Annotated in this window: 17 protein-coding genes; 6 read left to right on the top strand and 11 right to left on the bottom strand. The window is 63.8% G+C overall.

The annotated features are described in order from the left end of the window. The first annotated feature begins 66 nt into the window (after positions 1-66). Positions 67-1,581: a YifB family Mg chelatase-like AAA ATPase gene (locus DQ230_RS03230; RefSeq protein WP_113911060.1), complete on the top strand. Its 1,515-nt coding sequence runs from the start codon at positions 67-69 to the stop codon at positions 1,579-1,581. Here the strand turns inward: DQ230_RS03230 and DQ230_RS03225 are convergent. From DQ230_RS03225 to rsmI, 4 genes are read right to left on the bottom strand one after another with little or no spacing between them, the layout of a single operon-like run. Next, positions 1,559-2,458 (bottom strand): alpha/beta hydrolase, encoded by a 900-nt coding sequence (locus tag DQ230_RS03225; protein WP_113911059.1) that lies wholly within the window; start codon positions 2,456-2,458, stop codon positions 1,559-1,561. The genes DQ230_RS03230 and DQ230_RS03225 overlap by 23 nt on opposite strands. Next, complete coding sequence (gene gshB / locus DQ230_RS03220) at positions 2,455-3,390, bottom strand: glutathione synthase (RefSeq protein ID WP_113911058.1); 936 nt, start codon at positions 3,388-3,390, stop codon at positions 2,455-2,457. The genes DQ230_RS03225 and gshB overlap by 4 nt, the downstream gene beginning before the upstream one ends. A 59-nt stretch (positions 3,391-3,449) precedes the next feature. Continuing rightward, positions 3,450-3,857: a YraN family protein gene (locus tag DQ230_RS03215; protein WP_203227985.1), complete on the bottom strand. Its 408-nt coding sequence runs from the start codon at positions 3,855-3,857 to the stop codon at positions 3,450-3,452. Then, positions 3,850-4,728, bottom strand: a complete 879-nt coding sequence (rsmI, locus tag DQ230_RS03210; protein WP_113911056.1) for a 16S rRNA (cytidine(1402)-2'-O)-methyltransferase — start codon at positions 4,726-4,728, stop codon at positions 3,850-3,852. Before rsmI ends, DQ230_RS03215 begins: the two co-directional genes overlap by 8 nt. An 89-nt stretch (positions 4,729-4,817) precedes the next feature. On the opposite strand from rsmI, the gene DQ230_RS03205 reads away from it, so the two are divergent. Genes DQ230_RS03205 through murJ form a run of 3 tightly spaced genes read left to right on the top strand, consistent with a single transcriptional unit; the run spans position 4,818 to position 10,390 of the window. Then, positions 4,818-6,008, top strand: a complete 1,191-nt coding sequence (locus tag DQ230_RS03205; protein WP_113911055.1) for a penicillin-binding protein activator — start codon at positions 4,818-4,820, stop codon at positions 6,006-6,008. Positions 6,009-6,029: 21 nt separating this feature from the next. Then, positions 6,030-8,822, top strand: a complete 2,793-nt coding sequence (locus DQ230_RS03200; RefSeq protein WP_113911054.1) for a [protein-PII] uridylyltransferase — start codon at positions 6,030-6,032, stop codon at positions 8,820-8,822. 50 nt (positions 8,823-8,872) lie between these two features. Continuing rightward, entirely contained in the window at positions 8,873-10,390 is a 1,518-nt protein-coding gene (gene murJ, locus DQ230_RS03195) for a murein biosynthesis integral membrane protein MurJ (protein WP_113911157.1), read from the top strand. On the opposite strand, the gene DQ230_RS03190 is transcribed toward murJ, so the two are convergent. Next, positions 10,381-11,067, bottom strand: coding sequence for a rhomboid family intramembrane serine protease (locus DQ230_RS03190; protein ID WP_113911053.1), 687 nt, complete (start codon positions 11,065-11,067; stop codon positions 10,381-10,383). The two genes, murJ and DQ230_RS03190, sit on opposite strands and share 10 nt — an antisense overlap. A gap of 82 nt (positions 11,068-11,149) precedes the next feature. Here DQ230_RS03190 and trpS point away from each other — a divergent pair, with 82 nt between their 5' ends. Both trpS and DQ230_RS03180 read left to right on the top strand, forming a co-directional pair. Continuing rightward, positions 11,150-12,169 (top strand): tryptophan--tRNA ligase, encoded by a 1,020-nt coding sequence (gene trpS / locus DQ230_RS03185; RefSeq protein WP_113911052.1) that lies wholly within the window; start codon positions 11,150-11,152, stop codon positions 12,167-12,169. 75 nt (positions 12,170-12,244) lie between these two features. Beyond that, positions 12,245-13,111 (top strand): branched-chain amino acid aminotransferase, encoded by an 867-nt coding sequence (locus DQ230_RS03180; protein ID WP_113911051.1) that lies wholly within the window; start codon positions 12,245-12,247, stop codon positions 13,109-13,111. Positions 13,112-13,169: 58 nt separating this feature from the next. Here DQ230_RS03180 and DQ230_RS03175 read toward each other — a convergent pair whose 3' ends face one another. From DQ230_RS03175 to DQ230_RS03150, 6 genes are all read right to left on the bottom strand, one after another. Next, positions 13,170-15,260: a TRAP transporter permease gene (locus DQ230_RS03175; RefSeq protein ID WP_113911050.1), complete on the bottom strand. Its 2,091-nt coding sequence runs from the start codon at positions 15,258-15,260 to the stop codon at positions 13,170-13,172. A 73-nt stretch (positions 15,261-15,333) separates the two neighbouring features. Continuing rightward, complete coding sequence (locus DQ230_RS03170; RefSeq protein ID WP_113911156.1) at positions 15,334-16,326, bottom strand: TAXI family TRAP transporter solute-binding subunit; 993 nt, start codon at positions 16,324-16,326, stop codon at positions 15,334-15,336. A gap of 132 nt (positions 16,327-16,458) precedes the next feature. After that, positions 16,459-17,184, bottom strand: coding sequence for a helix-turn-helix transcriptional regulator (locus DQ230_RS03165; protein WP_113911049.1), 726 nt, complete (start codon positions 17,182-17,184; stop codon positions 16,459-16,461). Continuing rightward, entirely contained in the window at positions 17,123-17,332 is a 210-nt protein-coding gene (locus tag DQ230_RS03160; RefSeq protein WP_113911048.1) for a hypothetical protein, read from the bottom strand. The genes DQ230_RS03165 and DQ230_RS03160 overlap by 62 nt, the downstream gene beginning before the upstream one ends. A 209-nt stretch (positions 17,333-17,541) precedes the next feature. After that, positions 17,542-18,828 (bottom strand): crotonyl-CoA carboxylase/reductase, encoded by a 1,287-nt coding sequence (gene ccrA / locus DQ230_RS03155; RefSeq protein WP_113911047.1) that lies wholly within the window; start codon positions 18,826-18,828, stop codon positions 17,542-17,544. A 112-nt stretch (positions 18,829-18,940) separates the two neighbouring features. Then, entirely contained in the window at positions 18,941-20,341 is a 1,401-nt protein-coding gene (locus DQ230_RS03150; RefSeq protein ID WP_113911155.1) for a 1-acyl-sn-glycerol-3-phosphate acyltransferase, read from the bottom strand. Positions 20,342-20,350: the final 9 nt, after the last annotated feature.

Genomic DNA, 20,350 nt, shown 5'->3' with positions numbered 1-20,350 from the left:
TTCCCGTGTTAACCATTCTTAAACATTTGCCACCCTAGGATTAACCAAAAGCCAGAAGGGCAGGACATGATCGCGCGCGCCTATACCGTGGCTTTTGAAGGGGTCGACGCCCGCCATGTCGAGGTGCAATGCGCCGTCACTCCCGGCGTGCCGGCCTTCAGCCTCGTCGGCCTGCCGGACAAGGCGGTGAGCGAGGCGCGCGACCGGGTGCGCACGGCGCTTACCTCCATGGCCATCGCGCTGCCGTCCAAACGGATTACGGTTAATCTCAGCCCTGCGGACCTGCCCAAGGAAGGCAGCCATTTCGACCTGCCCATCGCGCTGGCCCTGCTGGCCGCGCTTGAGATCATCCCCAAGGATGCCATCGAGGGCACCACATCACTGGGCGAATTGTCGCTCGACGGCACCATCATGCCCGTCATCGGCGCACTGCCCGCCGCCATGGCCGCCGCCGAAGAGGACCGCACCCTGCTCTGCCCCAAGGCGTCGGGGGCCGAGGCGGCATGGGTCGGCGCCGCGCATGTCATCGGCGCGGCCACATTGGCCGACGTGGTGCGCCACTTCACCGGGCAGGCGCCCCTGCCCGCCGCCCAGCCCGGCGAGGTGATCGCGCCCCCGCTGGGCCGCGACCTGCGCGATGTCAAAGGGCAGGAACGTGCAAAACGCGCGCTGGAAATCGCCGCCGCCGGGCGCCATCACCTGATGCTGATCGGCACGCCCGGATCGGGCAAATCCATGCTTGCCGCCCGGCTGCCCGGCATCCTGCCACCACTGGACGCGCGCGAGGCGCTGGAGACGTCCATGATCCACTCGCTCGCCGGGCTGCTGGATCAGGGCGGCATCAGCCGCGCCCGCCCATTCCGCGAACCACATCACACCGCCTCCATGGCCGCGATCGTGGGCGGCGGACGGCGCGCGTCACCGGGCGAAATCAGTCTGGCACATAATGGCGTGCTGTTCATGGATGAATTTCCCGAATTTTCGCGCACGGTGCTGGAAACGCTGCGCCAGCCTATCGAAACCGGCGAAGTCATGATCGCCCGCGCCAACGCGCATGTCACCTATCCCTGCCGTTTCATGCTGATCGCCGCGGCGAACCCTTGCAAATGCGGCTACCTTAGCGAGCCGTCGCGCGCCTGCAGCCGCGCCCCGGTCTGCGGCGAGGATTACCTTGGCCGGATCAGCGGCCCGCTGATGGACCGCTTCGATCTGCGGGTCGACGTGCCCCCGGTCAGTTTTTCCGATCTTGACCTGCCACCTTCGGGCGACAGCTCGGCTGAAGTCGCCGGCCGGGTCGCCGCCGCGCAGGCGGTGCAGGCCGCGCGCTTTGCCGACGCTCCCGGCACACGGCTCAACTCCGATGCCGAGGGCGCCATCCTCGACGCGGTGGCAACCCCGGATGCCGAAGGGCGCGCCCTGCTGACACGCATGGCAGACCGCTTTGGCCTGTCGGCGCGCGGCTATCACCGGGTGCTGCGCGTCGCGCGCACCATCGCCGATCTGGACGGATCGGCCAACGTGCGCCGCCCGCACGTGGCCGAGGCTGCCAGCTATCGAATCACAACCGCGAAAGAGACGTGATCCACCCCGCCAGCCCGTCCAGCGTCCGGCGTGCCTCGGGTAGGATTGCGTGCATCAATGGCCAAACATGCGGCAGGCCGCGCTCAATGATGCAAGTGACGTCAACTCCCTGCGCCATCAGCCGATCCGCCATCCGGCGCGTATCATCCAGCAGTATTTCGGTATCGCCCGCTGTCAGCCAGACAGGTCCAGCCCCGGCGAAATCAGCGTTAAGAGGCGTCGCGCGCGGATCATAGGCATCGCCGCCCTGCAGATACATCATCGCCATGTCGCGCGCCCGCTCCGCAGGCAGCAGGGGATCTGCCTTGGCGTTAGTGGTAAAACTGCGGCCCGAGAACGTCATGTCCGTCAATGGCGAAAAGCAAAACGTCCCCAGCGGCTGCGGCAGACCCAGTGCCGCAATATGCCCTAGCAGGCCCAGCGCCAGCCCCCCGCCCGCGCTGTCGCCGCCGATAATGACCCCGCCGGAATGTCCCATCACGGCACGGTATGCACTTAGCACATCATCCGGCGCCGCAGGAAAGGGATGCTCCGGCGCCAGCCTGTATTGAGGCAGCACCGCAGGCAATCCGGTGCGCGCCGCCAGTTGCGCAACCATCGCGCGATGCGTGCGCGGGCTGCCAAAGATATATCCACCCCCGTGAAAATACAGGATCAGCGGCCCATGCGACGCGCCCAAGGGCATGACGCGCGTTGCTTCCACTGGCGTTGCACCAAGCGTGATTTCCTCAAATTCCGTTCCACGCGGCGCGTGAAAAAAGAAACGCGCGCTGCGCTCCATATGCCGACGCAACTGCGCAGGCTGCCCGGCGCGGGCGATGAAACGCTTTTCAGTCTGGCGCAACCAGCCGCACAGCAACCGGGCGCGCAGGCTCACGCCCGTCTGGCTTCGATGGCGTCCCAAATCCTGCCCGCAATATTCACGCCGTCAAAACGCTCCAGCTCCTGAATGCCGGTGGGCGATGTCACGTTGATCTCAGTCAGGTAACGGCCGATCACATCAATGCCGACAAATACCTGCCCCTTTTCGCGCAAAAGCGGGCCAATCGCGGCGCAAATCTCGCGGTCGCGGTCGGTCAGATCCACTTTCTCCGGCCGCCCGCCCACATGCATGTTCGAGCGTGTCTCGCCCTTGGCAGGGACGCGGTTGATCGCGCCGACAGGCTCGCCGTCCACCAGGATCACGCGTTTGTCACCTTTCGCCACATCGGGCAAAAACTTCTGAACGATCAACGGCTCCCGGCTGAAGCCCGTGAACATCTCATGCAGGGAGCTGAGGTTGCTGTCGCCGCCCTTGAGCAGGAAAACCCCGGCGCCGCCATTGCCGTAAAGCGGCTTCAGAATAATATCGCCGTGCCGGTCCCGGAACGCGCGGATTGTGTCCAGATCGCGCGCAATGGCCGTGGGCGGCATCAGGTCAGGAAAATCAAGGATGAGCAGTTTTTCCGGGAAATTGCGCACCCAGAACGGATCATTGACCACCAAAGTGCCGGGCGCGAGCCTGTCCAGAAGATGCGTGGTCGTGATATAAAACATGTCGAACGGTGGATCCTGGCGCAGCCACACCACGTCAAAATCGGCCAGATCAACAGTCTCCATATCGCCCAGGATGGCGTGATCACCTTTGACGCGCTGCACCTTCAGGGTTTGCCCCCGTGCGGTAATGCGCCCCTCGTCATAGGCAAGGTTCTGCGGCGTGTAATAAAACAGCTCGTGACCGCGCGCCTGCGCCTCCTCGGCCAGATGAAAAGTGCTGTCGGCGTTTATGTCAATCGGACCTATCGGGTCCATCTGAAATGCGACCTTCATGGCAACAACCCCCGGATCATTATGCCACCTACATGGGCCATGGGCCGTTGCGGTGCAATTCAGAAATGCGAAAATGCGCCTTCCAGAATATCGCATCGCCCCGCTGCATCGACTACGGCCAGATCAAAGCGCACGTCGGTCAACTGACCTTTTGGGCAATGCGCCAGATATTCGGCGCCGGCGGCGTGGATGCGCCGCATTTGTGCCGGGCGCAGGCTGGCTATCGCGGCATCATGGGTGCGCGCCTGTTTGACTTCTGCAAAAACAATGTCGTCGCCATCGGCTAAAACAAGGTCAATCTCCCCGCTTTGGCCGCGCCAACGCGCCTCAAGCAGGCGCAGACCGGCGGCCGTATACAGCGCGACAGCGCGTTCCTCAGCGGCAAGACCGCTGTTATACGCCCGCCTGCCACGGTCACGGCGGGCCGTCACATGGGCCACGTCAGCAAATTCCAAAACGTCAGTCATCACCTTCTCCGTCATCTGCATCCAATCGCAGCGCAATCTGATAAACCTGACGCCGCTTCAGCCCCAGATCATGCGACACAGCATCCGCCGCGTCCCGCACAGACATATCAGACATCACCGCCCGCAGCGCCTGTTCTATATCAGAGAGGTTAACAGACAGTTCCCCCGCCCTGTCGATCAGCACAACCATTTCGCCTTTGCGCGGATTTTCCCGCAGTTCGTCGGCCAGATCGGACAGCGTGCCACGCAGCACCTCTTCGAATTTTTTGGTCAGCTCGCGGCAGACCGCCGCGTTGCGGTCCGCGCCCAGCACATCGGCGGCATCGCGCAGCATGGCTGCGACCCTCTTGGGGGATTCGTAGAAAATCAGCGTTGCGGCAACCGGCGCCAGCGCCCGCAGCGCGGTTTTTCGCGCAGAGCCGGTGTTGGGCAGGAACCCGGCAAAAAGGAAGCGGTCGGTCGGCAATCCCGACAGGGTCAGCGCTGTCACGGCCGCCGAAGGCCCCGGCGCCGAGATCAGGCCGTGCCCTGCGGCAATCGCCGCGCGGACCAGATCAAAACCGGGATCTGCCACCATCGGCGTGCCGGCCTCTGATGCGTAAACTACTGATTTTCCATCCTCAAGCGCCGCCATGATGCGCGGGCGGGCCTGCGCGCCATTGTGGTCGTGATAGGCAATCAGCGGGCGCCCCTCCAGCGCGATGCCGTGGATATCCATCAGCTTGCGCAGGCTGCGCGTATCCTCGGCGGCGATCACATCGGCGGTGGCCAGTATATCCAGACTGCGCAACGTGATGTCGCGCGCCGCCCCGATGGGGGTTGCGATCAGATAGATTCCGGGCGCAAGCGCCTGTCTGCTCAGATTCACCACTGGACCCGCCCCATATGACGTTTATGATCGGCCCGAGAAACACGAGGCGCCCAGACAGGCGCGCCCTTATCCCGAAACGAGGTATCCCCATGTTCGCTGTTTTGCCCATCGCCCGCAAGCTGCTGGCCCGTATGATTGCGGTTCTGTCCATCCTGTGGCTTGCCGCCTGCGATCCTGTGGGCGGGGGAATCGGCACCGGCGGCGGGCAGGGCCAGCCGATTGACCCCTCGGGACCCGTTGCCGTCGCGCTGCTGGTGCCGCACGGATCATCCTCGCCGGGCGAGGCCGCTCTGGCGCGTGATCTGGAAGCGGCGGCGCGCATGGCCGTGGCCGATCTGGGCAGCGTCAAGATTGACCTGCGCGTCTATGGCACGGCAGGACGCCCGGCGCAGGCGCAGAAGGCGGCGCTGAATGCCGTCGCGGACGGGGCCAAGATCATCATCGGACCGCTGCACGCCGAATCGGCCAATGCCGTGGCGGTGGCGGTGGCGCCGTCCAACGTGAACGTGCTGGCGTTTTCCAACAACCCGACCATCGCGGGCGGCAATCTGTTCATCCTTGGCCAGACCTTTGACAACACCGCGGACCGGCTGACGCGCTTTGCCGTGCGCCAGAACAAGCGGCGCATCCTGACGGTGTCCTCTAGCAATCTTGCCGGGCAGCTGGGCCAGCAAGCCATAGCGCAGGCCGCGGCAAATGCCGGCGCGCAGATTGTTGGCAACATCGCCTATGACTTCTCGCAGGAGGGTGTTGTCGCGGCTGTGCCGCAGATCACCAGCACCGCAGGCAGCACCGCCGCCGACGCGATTTTCCTGACTGCAAACTCCGCCGGCGCGCTGCCGCTGTTTGCACAGATGCTGCCGGAAAACGGGCTGAGCCCCGCATCGATCCAGTATATGGGCCTTGCCCGCTGGGATACGCCGGCCCAGACGCTGGAACTGCCGGGCTTGCAGGGTGGCTGGTTCGCCATGCCGGACACGGCCAAGGCGGCACGTTTTCAGGCGCGGTTCCAACAGACAAACGGCAATGCCCCCCACCCCATCGCCGGGCTGGCCTATGACGGCATCGCCGCTGTCGGCGCGCTGATCAAGACAGGCAAGCGCAATGCGCTGTCGAAATCCAGCCTGACGCAATCGGCAGGTTTTCAGGGCGTCGACGGCGTGTTCCGCCTGCGCAATGACGGCACCAACCAGCGCGGGCTGGCGGTAGCGACGGTGCGTGATGGCAAGGTGGTGATACTGGACGGTGCCCTGCAGAGCTTTGGCGGCGCGGGCTTCTGATCCACCCACAGGCGGCGCCGTATGGCACAGCAAAAGACCCGCGCATCTGCGCATGATCCGGCACCGGGCGACCTGATTTGCCCGGCGCCGGACATCTTTGACGCCAGTGCGGTAACAGCTGCGCTGGACGGCGTCATGCACGCCCAGCCCGAGGACCGCCGCAGGGCCGCGGTGGAAATCCTGACCGGGGCCAAGCAGCGCGGGCGCGCCGCCATCGCGGCCGCCCTGGCGGCGGAGCCGTTGCGCGCGCGGGCCGCGACGCACAGCTACAGCTGGCTGACAGATTGCATTGTGCGGGCGGCCTACAGGCTGGCCTCGGACGTGCTGCACCCCCTGCCGACCCCGACCAGCGGCCAGCACCTGAGCGTTCTGGCCGTCGGCGGGTATGGACGCGGCGATATGGCGCCCCATTCGGACATAGACCTGTTGTTTCTCAGCCCTTACAAGATCACCGGCTGGGCCGAAAGCGTGATAGAAACCACGCTGTATATCCTGTGGGATCTGCGGCTGAAGGTGGGCCATTCCAGCCGCACCATTTCCGATTGCCTGCGCCTTGGCACCGAGGATTTCACCATCCGCACCGCGCTGCTGGAAAACCGCTGGCTGACCGGCGACCGCGATCTGGCCGCCCGGCTGAACCATCGTCTGTGGAACGATCTGTTTTCCGGCAGCGAGCGCGAATTTACCGAGGCCAAACTGGAAGAGCGCGAGACGCGGCACGAAAAGCAGGGCGGCCAGCGCTACATGGTCGAGCCGAACGTCAAGGAAGGCAAGGGCGGGCTGCGCGATCTGCAATCGCTGTTCTGGATTGCCAAATACATCTACCGCGTGCCCGATGCGGCCCAGCTGGTTGCGCTGGGGCTGTTTGCCGAGGACGAATTTGATACCTTCGTTCAGGCGGAAAACTACCTTTGGGCCGTGCGTTGCCAGTTGCACCTGATCACAGGCCGCCCCGTCGACAAGCTGACCTTCGATCTACAGGTCGAGGTGGCCGAGCGGCTGGGATATACCGACAGCGCCGGGCGGCGCGACGTGGAAATCTTCATGCAGGATTATTTCCGCCACGCGACTGCCGTCGGCGATCTGACCCGCATTTTCCTGAGCAAGCTGGAGGCCGCGCATGTCAAATCCCGGCCCCTTCTGCACCGGCTTTTTCGGCGCAAGCGCAAGCTGAAGGACGGCTACACCGAACTGCATGGCCGCCTTGCCATCGTCGATGAGGCGGCGTTTCTGACCGATCCGCTGAACCTGCTGCGCGTCTTTGAGGAGGGGCTGCGCACTGGCCTGCTGATTCATCCCGACGCGATGCGGCTGGTCACGGCGCATCTGGACCTGATCGACGATGACATGCGCGCAAATCCTGCGGCACAAAAGCTGTTCCTGGGGCTGATGCTGAAACACGGCAACCCCGAACGCGCCCTGCGCCGCATGAACGAGCTGGGCGTTCTGTCCGCTTTCATCCCTGAATTCGAGCCGATTGTCGCGATGATGCAGTTCAACATGTATCACCACTACACGGTGGACGAACACACGATCCAATGCATCAGCCACCTTGCCCGCATCGAGCGGGAGGAGCTGATTGAAGAGCTGCCCATCGCGTCGTCGATCCTGAAACGGGGGGTGAACCGGCGCATCCTCTATGTCGCACTGCTGCTGCACGATATCGGCAAGGGCCGCCCCGAAGATCACTCCATTCTGGGCGCCAAGATCGTGCGCAAGGTGGCGCCGCGTCTGGGATTGAAACCCAAGGAGGTGGACACTGTAGAATGGCTGGTGCGCTATCACCTGCTGATGTCGGACATGGCGCAAAAACGCGATATCGCCGATCCGCGCACCGTACGCGACTTTGCCAAGGCGGTGCAGGTACGCGAGCGGCTGGACCTGCTGACGGTGCTGACGGTCTGCGACATTCGCGGCGTCGGGCCGGGGACTTGGAACAACTGGAAGGCATCGCTCCTGCGCGCGCTCTATCGGCAGACGCTGGGCGCGATGGAAAACGGGCTGGAGGATATCAACCGCGAACAGCGCGGCTCGGACGCCAAGGCCGGCCTGCGCCGCGCGCTGCGCGATTGGGACGCCAAGGCGCTGAAGGCCGAAACCGCGCGCCATTATCCGCCCTATTGGCAGGGCCTGCACATCACCGCGCATGTCATCTTTGCCAACCTGCTGCGCGACATCGACCGCGACGGCAACCGTGACGATATCGGCATCGACCTGCACCCCGACGAGGACCGCGACGCGACCCGCGCCTGTTTCGTGCTGGCCGACCATCCCGGCATCTTTTCGCGGCTGGCCGGCGCGCTGGCGCTGGTCGGCGCGAATGTGGTCGACGCGCGCACCTATACGTCCAAGGATGGCTACGCGACCGCCGTGTTCTGGATACAGGATGGCGACGGCCACCCCTTTGACGATGAACGCCTGCCGCGCCTGCGCCGGACCATCCTGAAAACCCTGCGCGGCGAAGTGGTGGCGCAGGACGCGATCAAATCCCGCGACAAGCTGAAGAAGCGCGAGCGCGCCTTTCGCGTGCCAACGCATATCACCTTCGACAATGACGGATCCGAGATCTATACGATCATCGAGGTCGATACCCGCGATCGCCCCGGCCTGCTGTACGATCTGACCCGCACATTGGCGGCCAGCAACGTCTATATCGCCAGCGCGGTCATCGCCACATTCGGCGAGCAGGTCGTCGACACCTTCTATGTCAAGGACATGTTCGGTTTGAAATTCTACTCGGAGGCCAAGCAGCAATCGCTGGAGGCGAAGCTGCGCGCGGCCATTTCCGAAGGCACACAAAGGGCCATTCAGTGAGCAACGGTCAGATTACCCAGACGGCGCGCCCCGTGCGCCTGATCACCAGCATGTTCACCGTCGGCGGCTGGACCATGATCAGCCGCGTGCTGGGCTTTGTGCGCGATGTGATGATCGCCGGGCTGATCGGGCCGGGGCCGGTGATGGATGCGTTCGTGGCTGCGTTCCGTCTGCCCAACATGTTCCGCCGGTTCTTTGCCGAGGGGGCGTTCAACGCGGCGTTCGTGCCGATGTTCTCCAAGCGGCTGGAGGGGGGCGAGGATCCGAACGGGTTTGCCTCGCTGGCCTTCAGCGGTCTGGCGCTGGTGCTGCTGTTCGTTGTTGCGCTGGCGATGATCTTCATGCCCGCGCTGGTCTGGGCCACTGCCGAGGGGTTTTCGGGGGACGAACGGTTTGACCTGACGGTCGAATTCGGGCGCGTGGTGTTTCCCTACATCTTCTTCATCTCACTCGCGGCGCTGCTGTCAGGCGTGCTGAACTCGGGCGGGCGGTTCGTGGCTGCCGCTGCCGCGCCGGTCCTGCTGAACGTGATCCTGTGCGGCGCAATGGCCGCGGCCGTCTGGACCGGGGGCAACGTGCCATCCGCGCTGGTCTGGTCAATCCCGTTTGCGGGCGTTGCACAGCTGGCAATGGTCTGGATTTCTGCCCGGCGCGGCGGCCATTCGGTACGCCCGGTGCGCCCGCGCTGGACGCCCGCCATGCGCCAGCTGGTGCGTGTCGCCGTTCCCGCCGCGCTTGCGGGCGGGGTCATGCAGATCAACCTGCTGGTCGGGCAGCAGGTGGCCAGCAATTTCGAAAGCGCGGTCAGCTGGCTCTATGCCGCCGACCGCCTGTATCAGTTGCCGCTGGGCGTGGTTGGCATCGCCGTGGGCATCGTGCTGCTGCCGGACCTGTCGCGCCGCTTGCGCGCGGACGACAGCGCCGGCGCGCGCATGGCGCTCAGCCGCGCGGGCGAAGTGTCGCTGGCGCTGACCATCCCCGCCGCCGTGGCGCTGGTGATAATTCCGATTCCGCTGATCACGGTGCTGTTCCAGCGCGGCAATTTCGGCTTTGACGATACTGCCGCCACGGCACTGGCGGTGTCGATCTACGGTCTTGGCCTGCCGGCCTTCGTGCTGCAAAAAGTGCTGCAACCGATCTATTTCGCGCGCGAGGATACCAAGCGGCCATTCTATTACGCGCTGGTGTCGCTGATCGTGAACGCCGCGCTGGCCATTGGCCTTGCGCCCTATATCGGCTGGATCGCGGCGGCGGTCGGCACCACCATCGCGGGCTGGGCCATGGTGTGGCTGCTGGCGCGCGGTGTGCGGCCCTTTGGCGATGTCGCCCGGTTCGACGACCGGTTCCGCAGCCGCCTGTGGCGGATCTGCGTCGCCTCGGCCATCATGGGCGGCGCGCTTTGGGCGCTGATGCTGGCGCTGTCGCCGTTCTTTGGCTTTACCGGCTGGCGCGCGCTGGCGCTGCTGGTGCTGATCGTGCTGGGCATCGTGGTTTATTACCTTGCCGGGCGCATGGTCGGCGCCTTTCGCAAATCCGAGCTGAAAGCCGCGCTCAGGCGTCAGCGCTGAAGCAGTTTGGCGCGCAGCTTGGTCCAGCCACCGGGGCGCAGCACAAAGGACGCGGCGAACCCGGTCAGAAACCCGGTGCCATCCGCGATCCAGCGCAGTGTCCCGCCGAACAGCAGCGAAAACAGCAGCTGCGCGCCCATCAGAAAGCCGATCAACACAAAGGCGCGCGCCTGACTGCCCCCCGTCCGCCCCAGTTGCAACCACAGCAGATAGGTAAACGCGCCGATCAGGCCATAGATGCCCGGAAACGCGCCATAAAGCCACGGATTATCCCGCGCGATCAGCCCGTATGCCAGCGCGCCGCAGATGGCGGGAATGAAGAACGCGGCCAGCGTGGCGATGGGGCGAAACACCTCGCCCACGAACTTGCCCATCGCCAGCAGCAACGCCGCGCCAAACAGCATTTCACTGAAACCGCCATGCAGGAACGGATAGGTGACAAAGCGCAGCAAATGTTCAGGCGGGTAAAGCCCGTTGGCGATCATCCAGCGCAGCAAATCGCCGCTAAAGCCATAATCCTGGATCGCAGCCTGCCGCCAGCCCACCGCCTGCGGCCCGCCGATCAGCCCCTTGGAGCCAAGGAAAAACGCGATCTCGGGGATCACCACCGCCAGAAACAGCACCACCACAACGGGCGGCAACGGGTTGAACGGGCTGGAATCGTCTGGATGCTTCATGGGGCGCACGGGGCCTTTGCTTGACGGGGCAATAGCGCATGGGTAGTTGAGGCTGGCAGGAAAATCCAGACGGAGATGAGCAATGAGCGATGCGACCTTCACCCCAAGGGTGTTTTCGGGCATCCAGCCCTCGGGCGATCTGCATCTGGGCAACTATCTGGGCGCACTGAAACGGTTTGCCGATGCACAGGATCGCGGGGTGCAATCGCTATATTGCATGGTCGATCTGCATGCGATCACCGTCTGGCAGGACCCGGCCCGCCTGCGCCACGCCACGCGCGAGCTGACGGCGGGGTTCATCGCCTCGGGGCTTGATCCGGAAAAGTCGATCCTGTTCAACCAGTCACAGGTACCAGAGCACACCCAGATGGCGTGGATCTTCAACTGCGTCGCGCGCATGGGCTGGATGAAGCGGATGACCCAGTTCAAGGACAAGGCCGGCAAGAATGCCGAGAACGCATCCTTGGGCCTCTTTGGCTACCCGGCGCTGATGGCCGCCGATATTCTGGTTTACCACGCCACGCATGTGCCCGTGGGCGAGGATCAGAAACAGCATCTGGAACTGACCCGCGACATCGCGGCCAAATTCAACCATGATTTCGGTGTCGCATTTTTCCCGATGCCGGAGCCGGTGATCGAAGGCGCCGCCACCCGCGTGATGAGCCTGCGCGACGGATCCAAGAAGATGTCGAAATCCGATCCCTCGGACATGAGCCGGGTCAACATGACCGATGACGCCGATACGATTTCAAAGAAAATCCGCAAGGCCAAGACCGACCCCGAACCGCTGCCCTCCGATCTGGACGGGCTGGAGGGGCGGCCCGAGGCGCGCAATCTGGTGAACATCTATGCAGGTTTGGCAGGGATGAGCGCCGAGGACGTGATGCGCGATATGGGCGGACGGCCGTTTTCCGAGTTCAAGCCGATGCTGGCCGATCTGGCCGTGGATCGCATGGCGCCCATTTCGCAAGAAATGGGTCGGCTGATGCAGGATACCGCGGAAATAGACGCGATCCTGTGCCGCGGATCGGACCGCGCGCGCGAGATTGCTGCGCCTATTTTGCGCAAAGCCTATGATATAATGGGCATGGTTGGATGCTAGACGAGAAAATTTGCGAATTTTCTCAAGATGCCTCCGGCGGGAGTATTTTTGGCAAGATGAAAACAGGGGCGCGCAATGGCGACAGGCACTAATATCCGCACGTATTTTGACGGTGCTTGGCACGAGGGCGACGTGCCGGTCATGCGGGCTGCCGATCATGGAATGTGGCTGGGCAGTGCGGTGTTCGATGGCGCGCGGCTGGCGCATGGGCTGGTGCCGGATCTGGATCTGCATTGCGCGCGGGTCAACCGCTCGGCCGAGGCGCTGATGCTGGAGCCGACGGTTGCGGCAGCCGACATGGTCGAGATCATCCGCGAGGGGCTGCGCGCCTATGCGCCGGGGGCTGCCGTTTACATCCGGCCAATGTACTGGGGGCAGGACACTGGCTTCATGGCGATCGTACCGAAGCGCGAGTCGACCGGATTTGCCATCAGTCTGGAAGAAATTCCCATGCCCGCTGCGGATGGCGCGACGACGTTGACGCGCACGCGGTTCCGCCGCCCGGTGATGGAAAACGCAGTGGTCAACGCCAAGGCGGCGTGCCTTTACCCCAACAACGCCCGCATGCTGGCCGAGGCGCGCGCCAAGGGGTTTGGCAACGTTCTGTGCGCTGACGCGCTGGGGAACGTCGCAGAAAGCGCCACGGCCAATGCCTTCATGGTGAAGGATGGCGAGGTGTTTACGCCTGTCCCGAACGGGACATTTCTGGCCGGGATCACACGGGCGCGGCATATTGCGAATTTGCGGCAGGCGGGCCTCCCCGTGCATGAAACCGTGCTGAGCTTTGAGGATTTCCACGCTGCGGATGAGGTGTTTTTGACCGGAAACATGGCCAAGGTTACACCGGTCACGGCCTTTGATGACACGTCCTATCAGATCGGACCGATGACCTTGCGCGCGCGCGAAATGTACTGGGATTGGGCCGCCTCCAGCCCGTTGTGATACGCATCCTTTCGAGGGGCGGCATGGCGCCGGGCCTGATGGCCCGGCGTTCTGCGTTTTATAGGGCTGCGCGCTCGGTCGCTGTCATCCGCAGCATAGGCAACTGACGCAGGACGACCGGCGCAATCAGGGCAAGGCCGACCAGCGTTGCGTAGATATTCGGCGCCACCAGCAGGATCGCGGATACAGCCAGAAGCGCCCGCTCATACGCCCGCATGGGTCCGATCAGCCAGTCGGCAAAAGCCGCCGACAGCATCCAGATACCGGCCATAGCGCCGGTAACGCCGATGAAAAACTGCGTCCAGGTGAAGCCATCGACCACCAGCAGCAGTGACGGCGAGAAGACGAAAACGAACGGCACCAGCGCCTTGCCCATACCCAGGCGAAAGGCCGTGTTGCCGGTCTTGAACGCGTTCGAATCCGCAATGCCCGCCGCCGCGTAGGCGGCCAGCGCCACAGGCGGCGTGATGTCGGCCATGACGCCGTAGTAGAAGACAAAGAAATGCGCGACCAGCGGCTGTACCCCCAGCATCCCCAGAATGGGCGCGGCCACGGCGATCATGATCAGGTAGTTGGCGGTGGTGGGGATGCCGCAGCCCATCAGGATGCAAACCACCGCCGTCATGATCAACGTAAACAGCAGCGTCAGCGCCGAAACGGACATCACCTCGAACGGCAGAACGCTGAGCAAGCCGGACACGCTTTCGGCCCAGCCGGCCGCGACGGACGTGACCATGTACGCGATCTTGAAGCCCACGCCGGTCAGCGTCACGACCCCGATGATGACCCCCACCAGCGCCGCCGCCGCCGTGACCGCCAGCGAGAATTTGGCGCCGGTGACGAAGCTGTCCCAAAGCTCGGACATGGTGTGCCTTGCAAATGCGGCGATGTCGCTGCCCTGGCGCAGCAGGTTCTGGATGATCAGCACAAGGATACAGGACAGGATGCCGTAGAAGGCCGCCAGATAGGGCGTCTTGCCCGACAGCAGCGTTGCCACCAGCACGAACAGGGGCAGCGTCGTCAGCCAGCCGGCCTTGAACACGGCCCACGCAACCGGCAGCTCGTCCTTGGTCATGCCGCGCAGGCCGCGGCGGCGCGCCTCAAGGTGGACCTGCACCAGCACGCCGAAGAAGTGCATGAAGGCCGGGACCAGCGCCGCCGTCAGGATCGTGGTCAGCGGCACGCCAAGATATTCGATCATCAGGAAGGCGACCGCGCCCATCACGGGCGGGGTGATCTGCCCGCCGGTGGACGATGCCGCCTCGACCGCCGCCGCGAAATGGCGGGGGTATCCGATGCGGATCATCGCCGGGATGGTCAGCGATCCGGTCGTCACCGTGTTGGCGATCGACGAACCGGAGATGGACCCGAGCATGGCCGAGGACACAACCGACACCTTGGCCGGGCCGCCCGCGAACCGGCCCGCAAGGGCCGAGGCAAGGTCGATGAACAGCTGGCCAAGGCCGATGCGGGTGGCCATGACCCCGAACAGCACGAAGTGGAACACATAGGTCGCAATCACGCCCAGCGCGGTGCCGTAGATGCCCTGTGACGTCAGGTAAAGGTGGTTAACGATATTGGTCCAGCTGGCGCCGGGATGCACCAGAACCCCCGGCATGGACTGCCCGAAATAGGCGTAGGCCATGAAAAGGACCGCGATAAAGGGCAGCGGCCAGCCCATGGCCCGGCGCGTGCCCTCCATCAGGACCACGATCAGGATGGTGCCCATCACAACGTCGATCATCAGCGGATTGCCGACCCGGAACGCCAGATCGTTGAACACCCATGGCACATAGAGCGCCGCAGTAACCCCCGCGATGGCCAACACCCAGTCGATCACCGAAATGCCCATGGGCCGGAGCAGGGTATTGCGCGGTTCGGGCCGGGCGCCAAAGGCGGTGAACAGGAAAAAGATCAGCCCGAGGGTAAAGGCCAGGTGCGCGCCCCGGTGCAATGTGGCCTGCGGAATCCCGTATCCTGCGGTATAGAAATGATAGCAGGACAGGATGAACAGAACGCCGCCGACGATCCATTCCATGCTGGGCAACAGGGGCCTGAACCGAACCTCTGGATCGTATTTTTCTTCCAGAGCCTTCATTTCCGCGTCGGTCAATTCCTTGACACGTTCGGATTCGGTTGTCTCGGACATCGCCGCCTCGCTGCCGTTTCATATGGGGTAGTGGGAAACCGGCCCGCGCGTGGCGGGCCGGCAGGCGGTCTGTTCAGTCGATCAGACCCTGTTCGCGATAGAACTTTTCCGCGCCGGGGTGCAGCGGGATGCCAACACCGTCAAGCGCGGTATCGGCGGTGATGACCTTGCCCTTCTGGTGGCCGGAATCCAGCAGCTTGCGGGTGCTGTCGTTCCACAGTGCGGCTGTGATGCCGTAGATCAGGTCTTCGGGCTGATCCGCGCTGGTCACCCACTGGGCGCCGACGGACAGGGTGGTGACATCGCCGTCAACGCCCTCATATGTGCCGCCCGGTACGGTGTTTTCGGCAAAGAACGTGTAGTCGCCTGTCACGGCCTCGGCTTCGGCGCCCGTGATTGGCACCAGCGTAATCGCCTCCTGGCTGGCCAGCTCGGCAATCGCACCAGCGGGGAAGCCGCCGACGAAGAAAAACGCGTCCATCGCGCCATCACGCATCCGGTCCGCCGCCTGATCGGGCTTGAGGAAGGCCGCATCAATGTCGTCTTCGGTCAGGCCGTAGGCGCCAAGGATGATGCGCGCATCAACCAGCGTGCCCGAACCCGGCTCGTCCAGCGATACTTTCTTGCCCTTCAGGTCCGACACAGATTCGATGCCCGAGGATGCCGAGGCAACCAGATGGATCGTTTCGGGGTAAAGGTTGGCAATCGCGCGCAGCTTTTCCACGGGCTCGCGGCCTTCCCAGATGCCGGTGCCGGTCTGCGCCCATGTGGCGACGTCAGACTGCGAGAAGCCTGATTCCAGCGTGCCGCCGGCAATCGCGTTGATATTGGCAACCGACCCGTTGGCCGACAGCGCCGAGGCGATCAGGCCCGGATAGCCGCACGATCCGCCCTCGTCGCAGGCGCGCGAGCCGGGAGGCGCCGAAATCGCGTTCGCGATCAGGCCGCCGATGGGGTAATAGGTGCCAGCGGTGCCGCCGGTGCCGATGCGGAAAAACTGCGGCTCTTGCGCTGTGGCGGCCGATCCGACGGCCAGCATGGCTGCACCAACGGTTGCAGCACGCATAAAGCGTGCGAAATTCTTTTTCATCAGGGTTCCTCCTCGAACTCTTTGGTGATGTGAGATCCGACTAAACAACAGGAGGTGTTTTAATGCAATGCGCAAGGTTATGCCGCATTGCCCGATGCCGGCGCCCCGTCAAACCATGATCGCACCGCGCGCCAGCGCCAGCGCAACCGCGTTGACGGTGTTCGCGGCGCCCAGTTTGTGCCGGGCGGTTTCGATGTAGGCGCGCAGCGTATGCTCGGAAATGGTCAGGGTCTTGGCCACCTGCGCGCGGCTGTATCCCAGCGCCAAGAGGCTCAGCGCGTCCACCTCGCGCGGTGACAGCGGGGCGGCGCCGTCCGGTGTGCGGCTTGGCTCGAACTCAAGCGCCTTTTGATTGAAGGCATGCGCGATCAGGATCAGGCTGCGCCAATTCGCATCCGTGAATCTGGCCCAAGCCGCGTCGTCGCAGGTATGGCTGACCGTGAACAAGGCAAACTGCCCGTGCGGGCCGCGAATGGGAACCGAGTAGCCTTGCGTTCCAAGCCCGTGATCGGCCGCCTGCTGCCGAAACAGGCGGGCGGACCGGCTGGACCAGTCCAGTTGCTTCCAGTCGACGGGATGAAACCGCGAATAGCAGCCCAGGATCACCGGGTCGATGCGCAGGTAATCATGCGCCATGTAATGGTCTATCCACGCCTTGGGGTAGGTATAGACACCGTAATTATGGCCCGCGGCGCTGACCCAGTGATAGACGGCATGTTCTATCGCGAAATGATCGCGGCAGGTTTCAATCGCGCGTTGCAGCGCCGTGACGTCATGGGCCGTCTGCAACCTTTCCAGTATCGCATCCAATGGCGATTGCCCGAGTGCGATCATGCGCGGCGATCCCTTCCCCCTGCGCCGCCAGCTCGCTTGCGGCGATCAGGCGGGCGTCATCCAATTGCTCGGACAATGCCGGCAGGTGATGATGCAGCGCAAAGGCCCGCAAATCGTCCAGCACGTCGAGTATCCAGTCGTTTTTCATGCTAGCCTCGCGTTGGGGGAATAAGGAAGGGCTAATTCAACCCTAGCATGCAAAATTTTTCACCGTAATCCGCGCATATCACCCCCCCGGAAATGGTGGGGCGCTGCCGCCCAAGCATCTGATAACACTACACCTGCGCTGCAAAAAAGCCCCGCAAACCGGAATCACGATTCGCGGGGCCATGATGGCCGGTTCTGTGCGGGGCTGGCTTAGCCGCGTGCGGCCAGCGCATCCTCGACCGTGCGCAGCCCGGTGCGGGGCGATTGCACCAGCACGGCCATATTGCCGGGCTTGTGCTGATTGCGCAGCATTTTGGTGTGCGCGCCGGGGATCTCGGCCCAGGGGAACACCTCGGACATGCAAGGATCAAGGCGCCGCTCGACCATCAGGTTGTTGGCGGCGCTGGCCTGTTTCAGATGCGCAAAATGCGAGCCTTGCAGGCGTTTCTGGTGCATCCACATATAGCGCACGTCGAAGGTGCAGTTGAACCCGGTGGTGCCGGCGCAGATCACGACCATGCCGCCCTTCTTGCAGACCAGCGATGACACCGGGAAGGTGGATTCGCCCGGATGTTCAAACACCATATCGACGTTGACGCCCTTGCCGGTGATATCCCAGATCGCCTTGCCAAAGCGGCGCGCCTCTTTCAGCCAGGTGTTATACTCGGGCGTGTTGACGGTGGGCAGCTGGCCCCAGCAGGTGAAATCCTTGCGATTGATCGCGCCCTTCGCGCCCAGATCCATCACGAACTGGCGCTTGTCCTCTTCGGAGATGACGGCGATCGCATTCGCGCCGGCCGTGTTGATCAGCTGGATCGCGTAGGAACCAAGGCCGCCCGACGCGCCCCAGACCAGCACGTTCTGGCCCGGCTTCAGGTCATGCGGCTCGTGCCCGAACAGCATGCGGTAGGCGGTGGCCAGCGTCAGGGTGTAGCAGGCCGATTCCTCCCATGTCAGATGCTTGGGGCGCGGCATCAGCTGCTGGGCCTGCACATTGGTGAACTGGGCGAATGACCCGTCCGGCGTCTCATAGCCCCAGATCCGCTGCGAGGTGGAGAACATCGGATCGCCGCCGTTGCACTCCTCGTCGTCGCCATCGTCCTGATTGCAGTGAATCACCACCTCGTCGCCCACTTTCCAGCGGCGCACCTTGTCGCCCACGGCCCAGACGATGCCGGCGGCATCGGACCCGGCAATGTGGTATTCGGCCTTGTGTACGTCAAAGGGGCTGATCGGCTGGCCCAGACCGGCCCAGACGCCGTTATAATTGACGCCGGCGGCCATGACCAAGACCAGCACTTCGTTGCTGTCGAGCGTGGGCACATCGACCACTTCCTGCTGGAACGCCTGCTCCGGTTCGCCGTGACGCTCGCGGCGGATGGTCCACGCATACATCTGCTTGGGAACAAAGCCCATCGGGGGCATTTCACCCACTTCGTAGAGGTCTTTTTCCGGCGCATCGTAGCTGGCGATGCGTGTGTCAGTGTCCAGTGCCATGCGTGGCCTCCCCTTGGCATATCCGTGCCGCGATGCAGAATCGCGACGGTCCTACCCCGAGATACGCAAGCGGACGCAACAATGCAATGCCGGGGATGCCCATTTTGTAACTTTATGACCCAGCGGGCGCAGAAATTTGTTTTGCAGCCGCAGCATCGTCCGGACCGCTGATGATCGCGGGCAACAGATGTGCGATGGAATTTGCATAATATCGCAGCAACGGCGCGCCTTCAGGTGTCATATGCCAGCCATTTGCCCGTTCGACAATCGCATCGCGCGTGGCCAGCGCGGCGCAGGCGCGCGCCACCTCGGCGGCAACATCACCCGGCGCCTGCCCGTCGATACCTTGCAGGATCTGCCCGACCTGCGCCACCAGCGCGGTGTTGTCCAGCGGGCCATTGCTGTGCAGCAACAGGCGCGCCACCATCGGCACGTACAGCACCGGCATCGCCGCCTCGATCCGGCCCATCAGATCGCGCCCCAGATCGGCCAACCGGGGCGCCGGGCCGTAATCGCTCAGCCGGATCGGCTGGGCGAATACCACCGACGCCGTGCCAAACCGGACAAAGCTGCCGCGCAGACGCTGCCACATCATGCGCAGGATGGACCGCAGGATAACCGAGGCGCGCGCATGAAACCGACGGTCGCCCCGCGCGGCGGCGGCCAGCAATACGCGATCCTCCAGCACCCGGTCGTAGTTGATCGCAATCGGCACGAACACCACATCGCGCCCGCCAGGCTTCCACCCCTCGACCAGATAGGACAGCAGGCCCAGCTTGGCCGGTTTCACGATGCCATCGACGGTCAGCCCGCCTTCGGGGAATATCGCCTGCGTGACGCCCCCCGTCGTCGCCATTTGCACGTAACGCGCCAGAACCGTGCGATACAGCCCGCCGCGCGCGCGGCGGCGAATGAAATAGGCGCCCATCGCCTTGATCAGTCGGCTCAGCGGCCAGACGCGCGCCCATTCCCCCACCGCATAACTAAGGGCCGAGGATTGCGCAGCCAGTGTCGTGACCAGCACGTAATCCATATTGCTGCGATGATTCATGATGAAAATCATCGTCGCATCCTTGTCGATGCCCTCGATAATGGCGCTGTTTTGCGGGCTGGTGCGCACGTCATACAGCAGGTTGGCCAGCCAGTTCGCCAGCCGCGTGCCCAGGCTGAAATAGGCAAAGGCGCTGAAACTGGGCACGATTTCGCGCGCGTAACGGCGCGCCTTCTCGAATGCGACATCCTCGCGCACCTTATGCTTGGCGGCGTAATCGACAATGGCCTGCGTCACGTCCGGGTCGTACACCAGCCGCTGGATCATATCGTTGCGCTGCGCCAGCTTGAACGGCTCGATGGGCCGCGTCAGCCGAGTGTTCAGCCGCGCCACGGCCCGCTCCAGCCGGCGGCGGAAAAACCAGCGCACCGACGGGAACAGGAAATGCGAGGCAAACGTGACCGCCGCAAACGCCAGCAGCAAGAGCAGCGCCCACAGCGGCATGGACACGGTGGACGTCACCGCGCCGGC

The sequence above is a fragment of the Roseovarius dicentrarchi genome, from assembly GCF_003316635.1.
Lineage (GTDB): Bacteria > Pseudomonadota > Alphaproteobacteria > Rhodobacterales > Rhodobacteraceae > Roseovarius > Roseovarius dicentrarchi.
The sequence above is the reverse complement of the archived record's forward strand: the minus strand, read 5'-3'. Positions and strand labels throughout refer to the sequence as shown.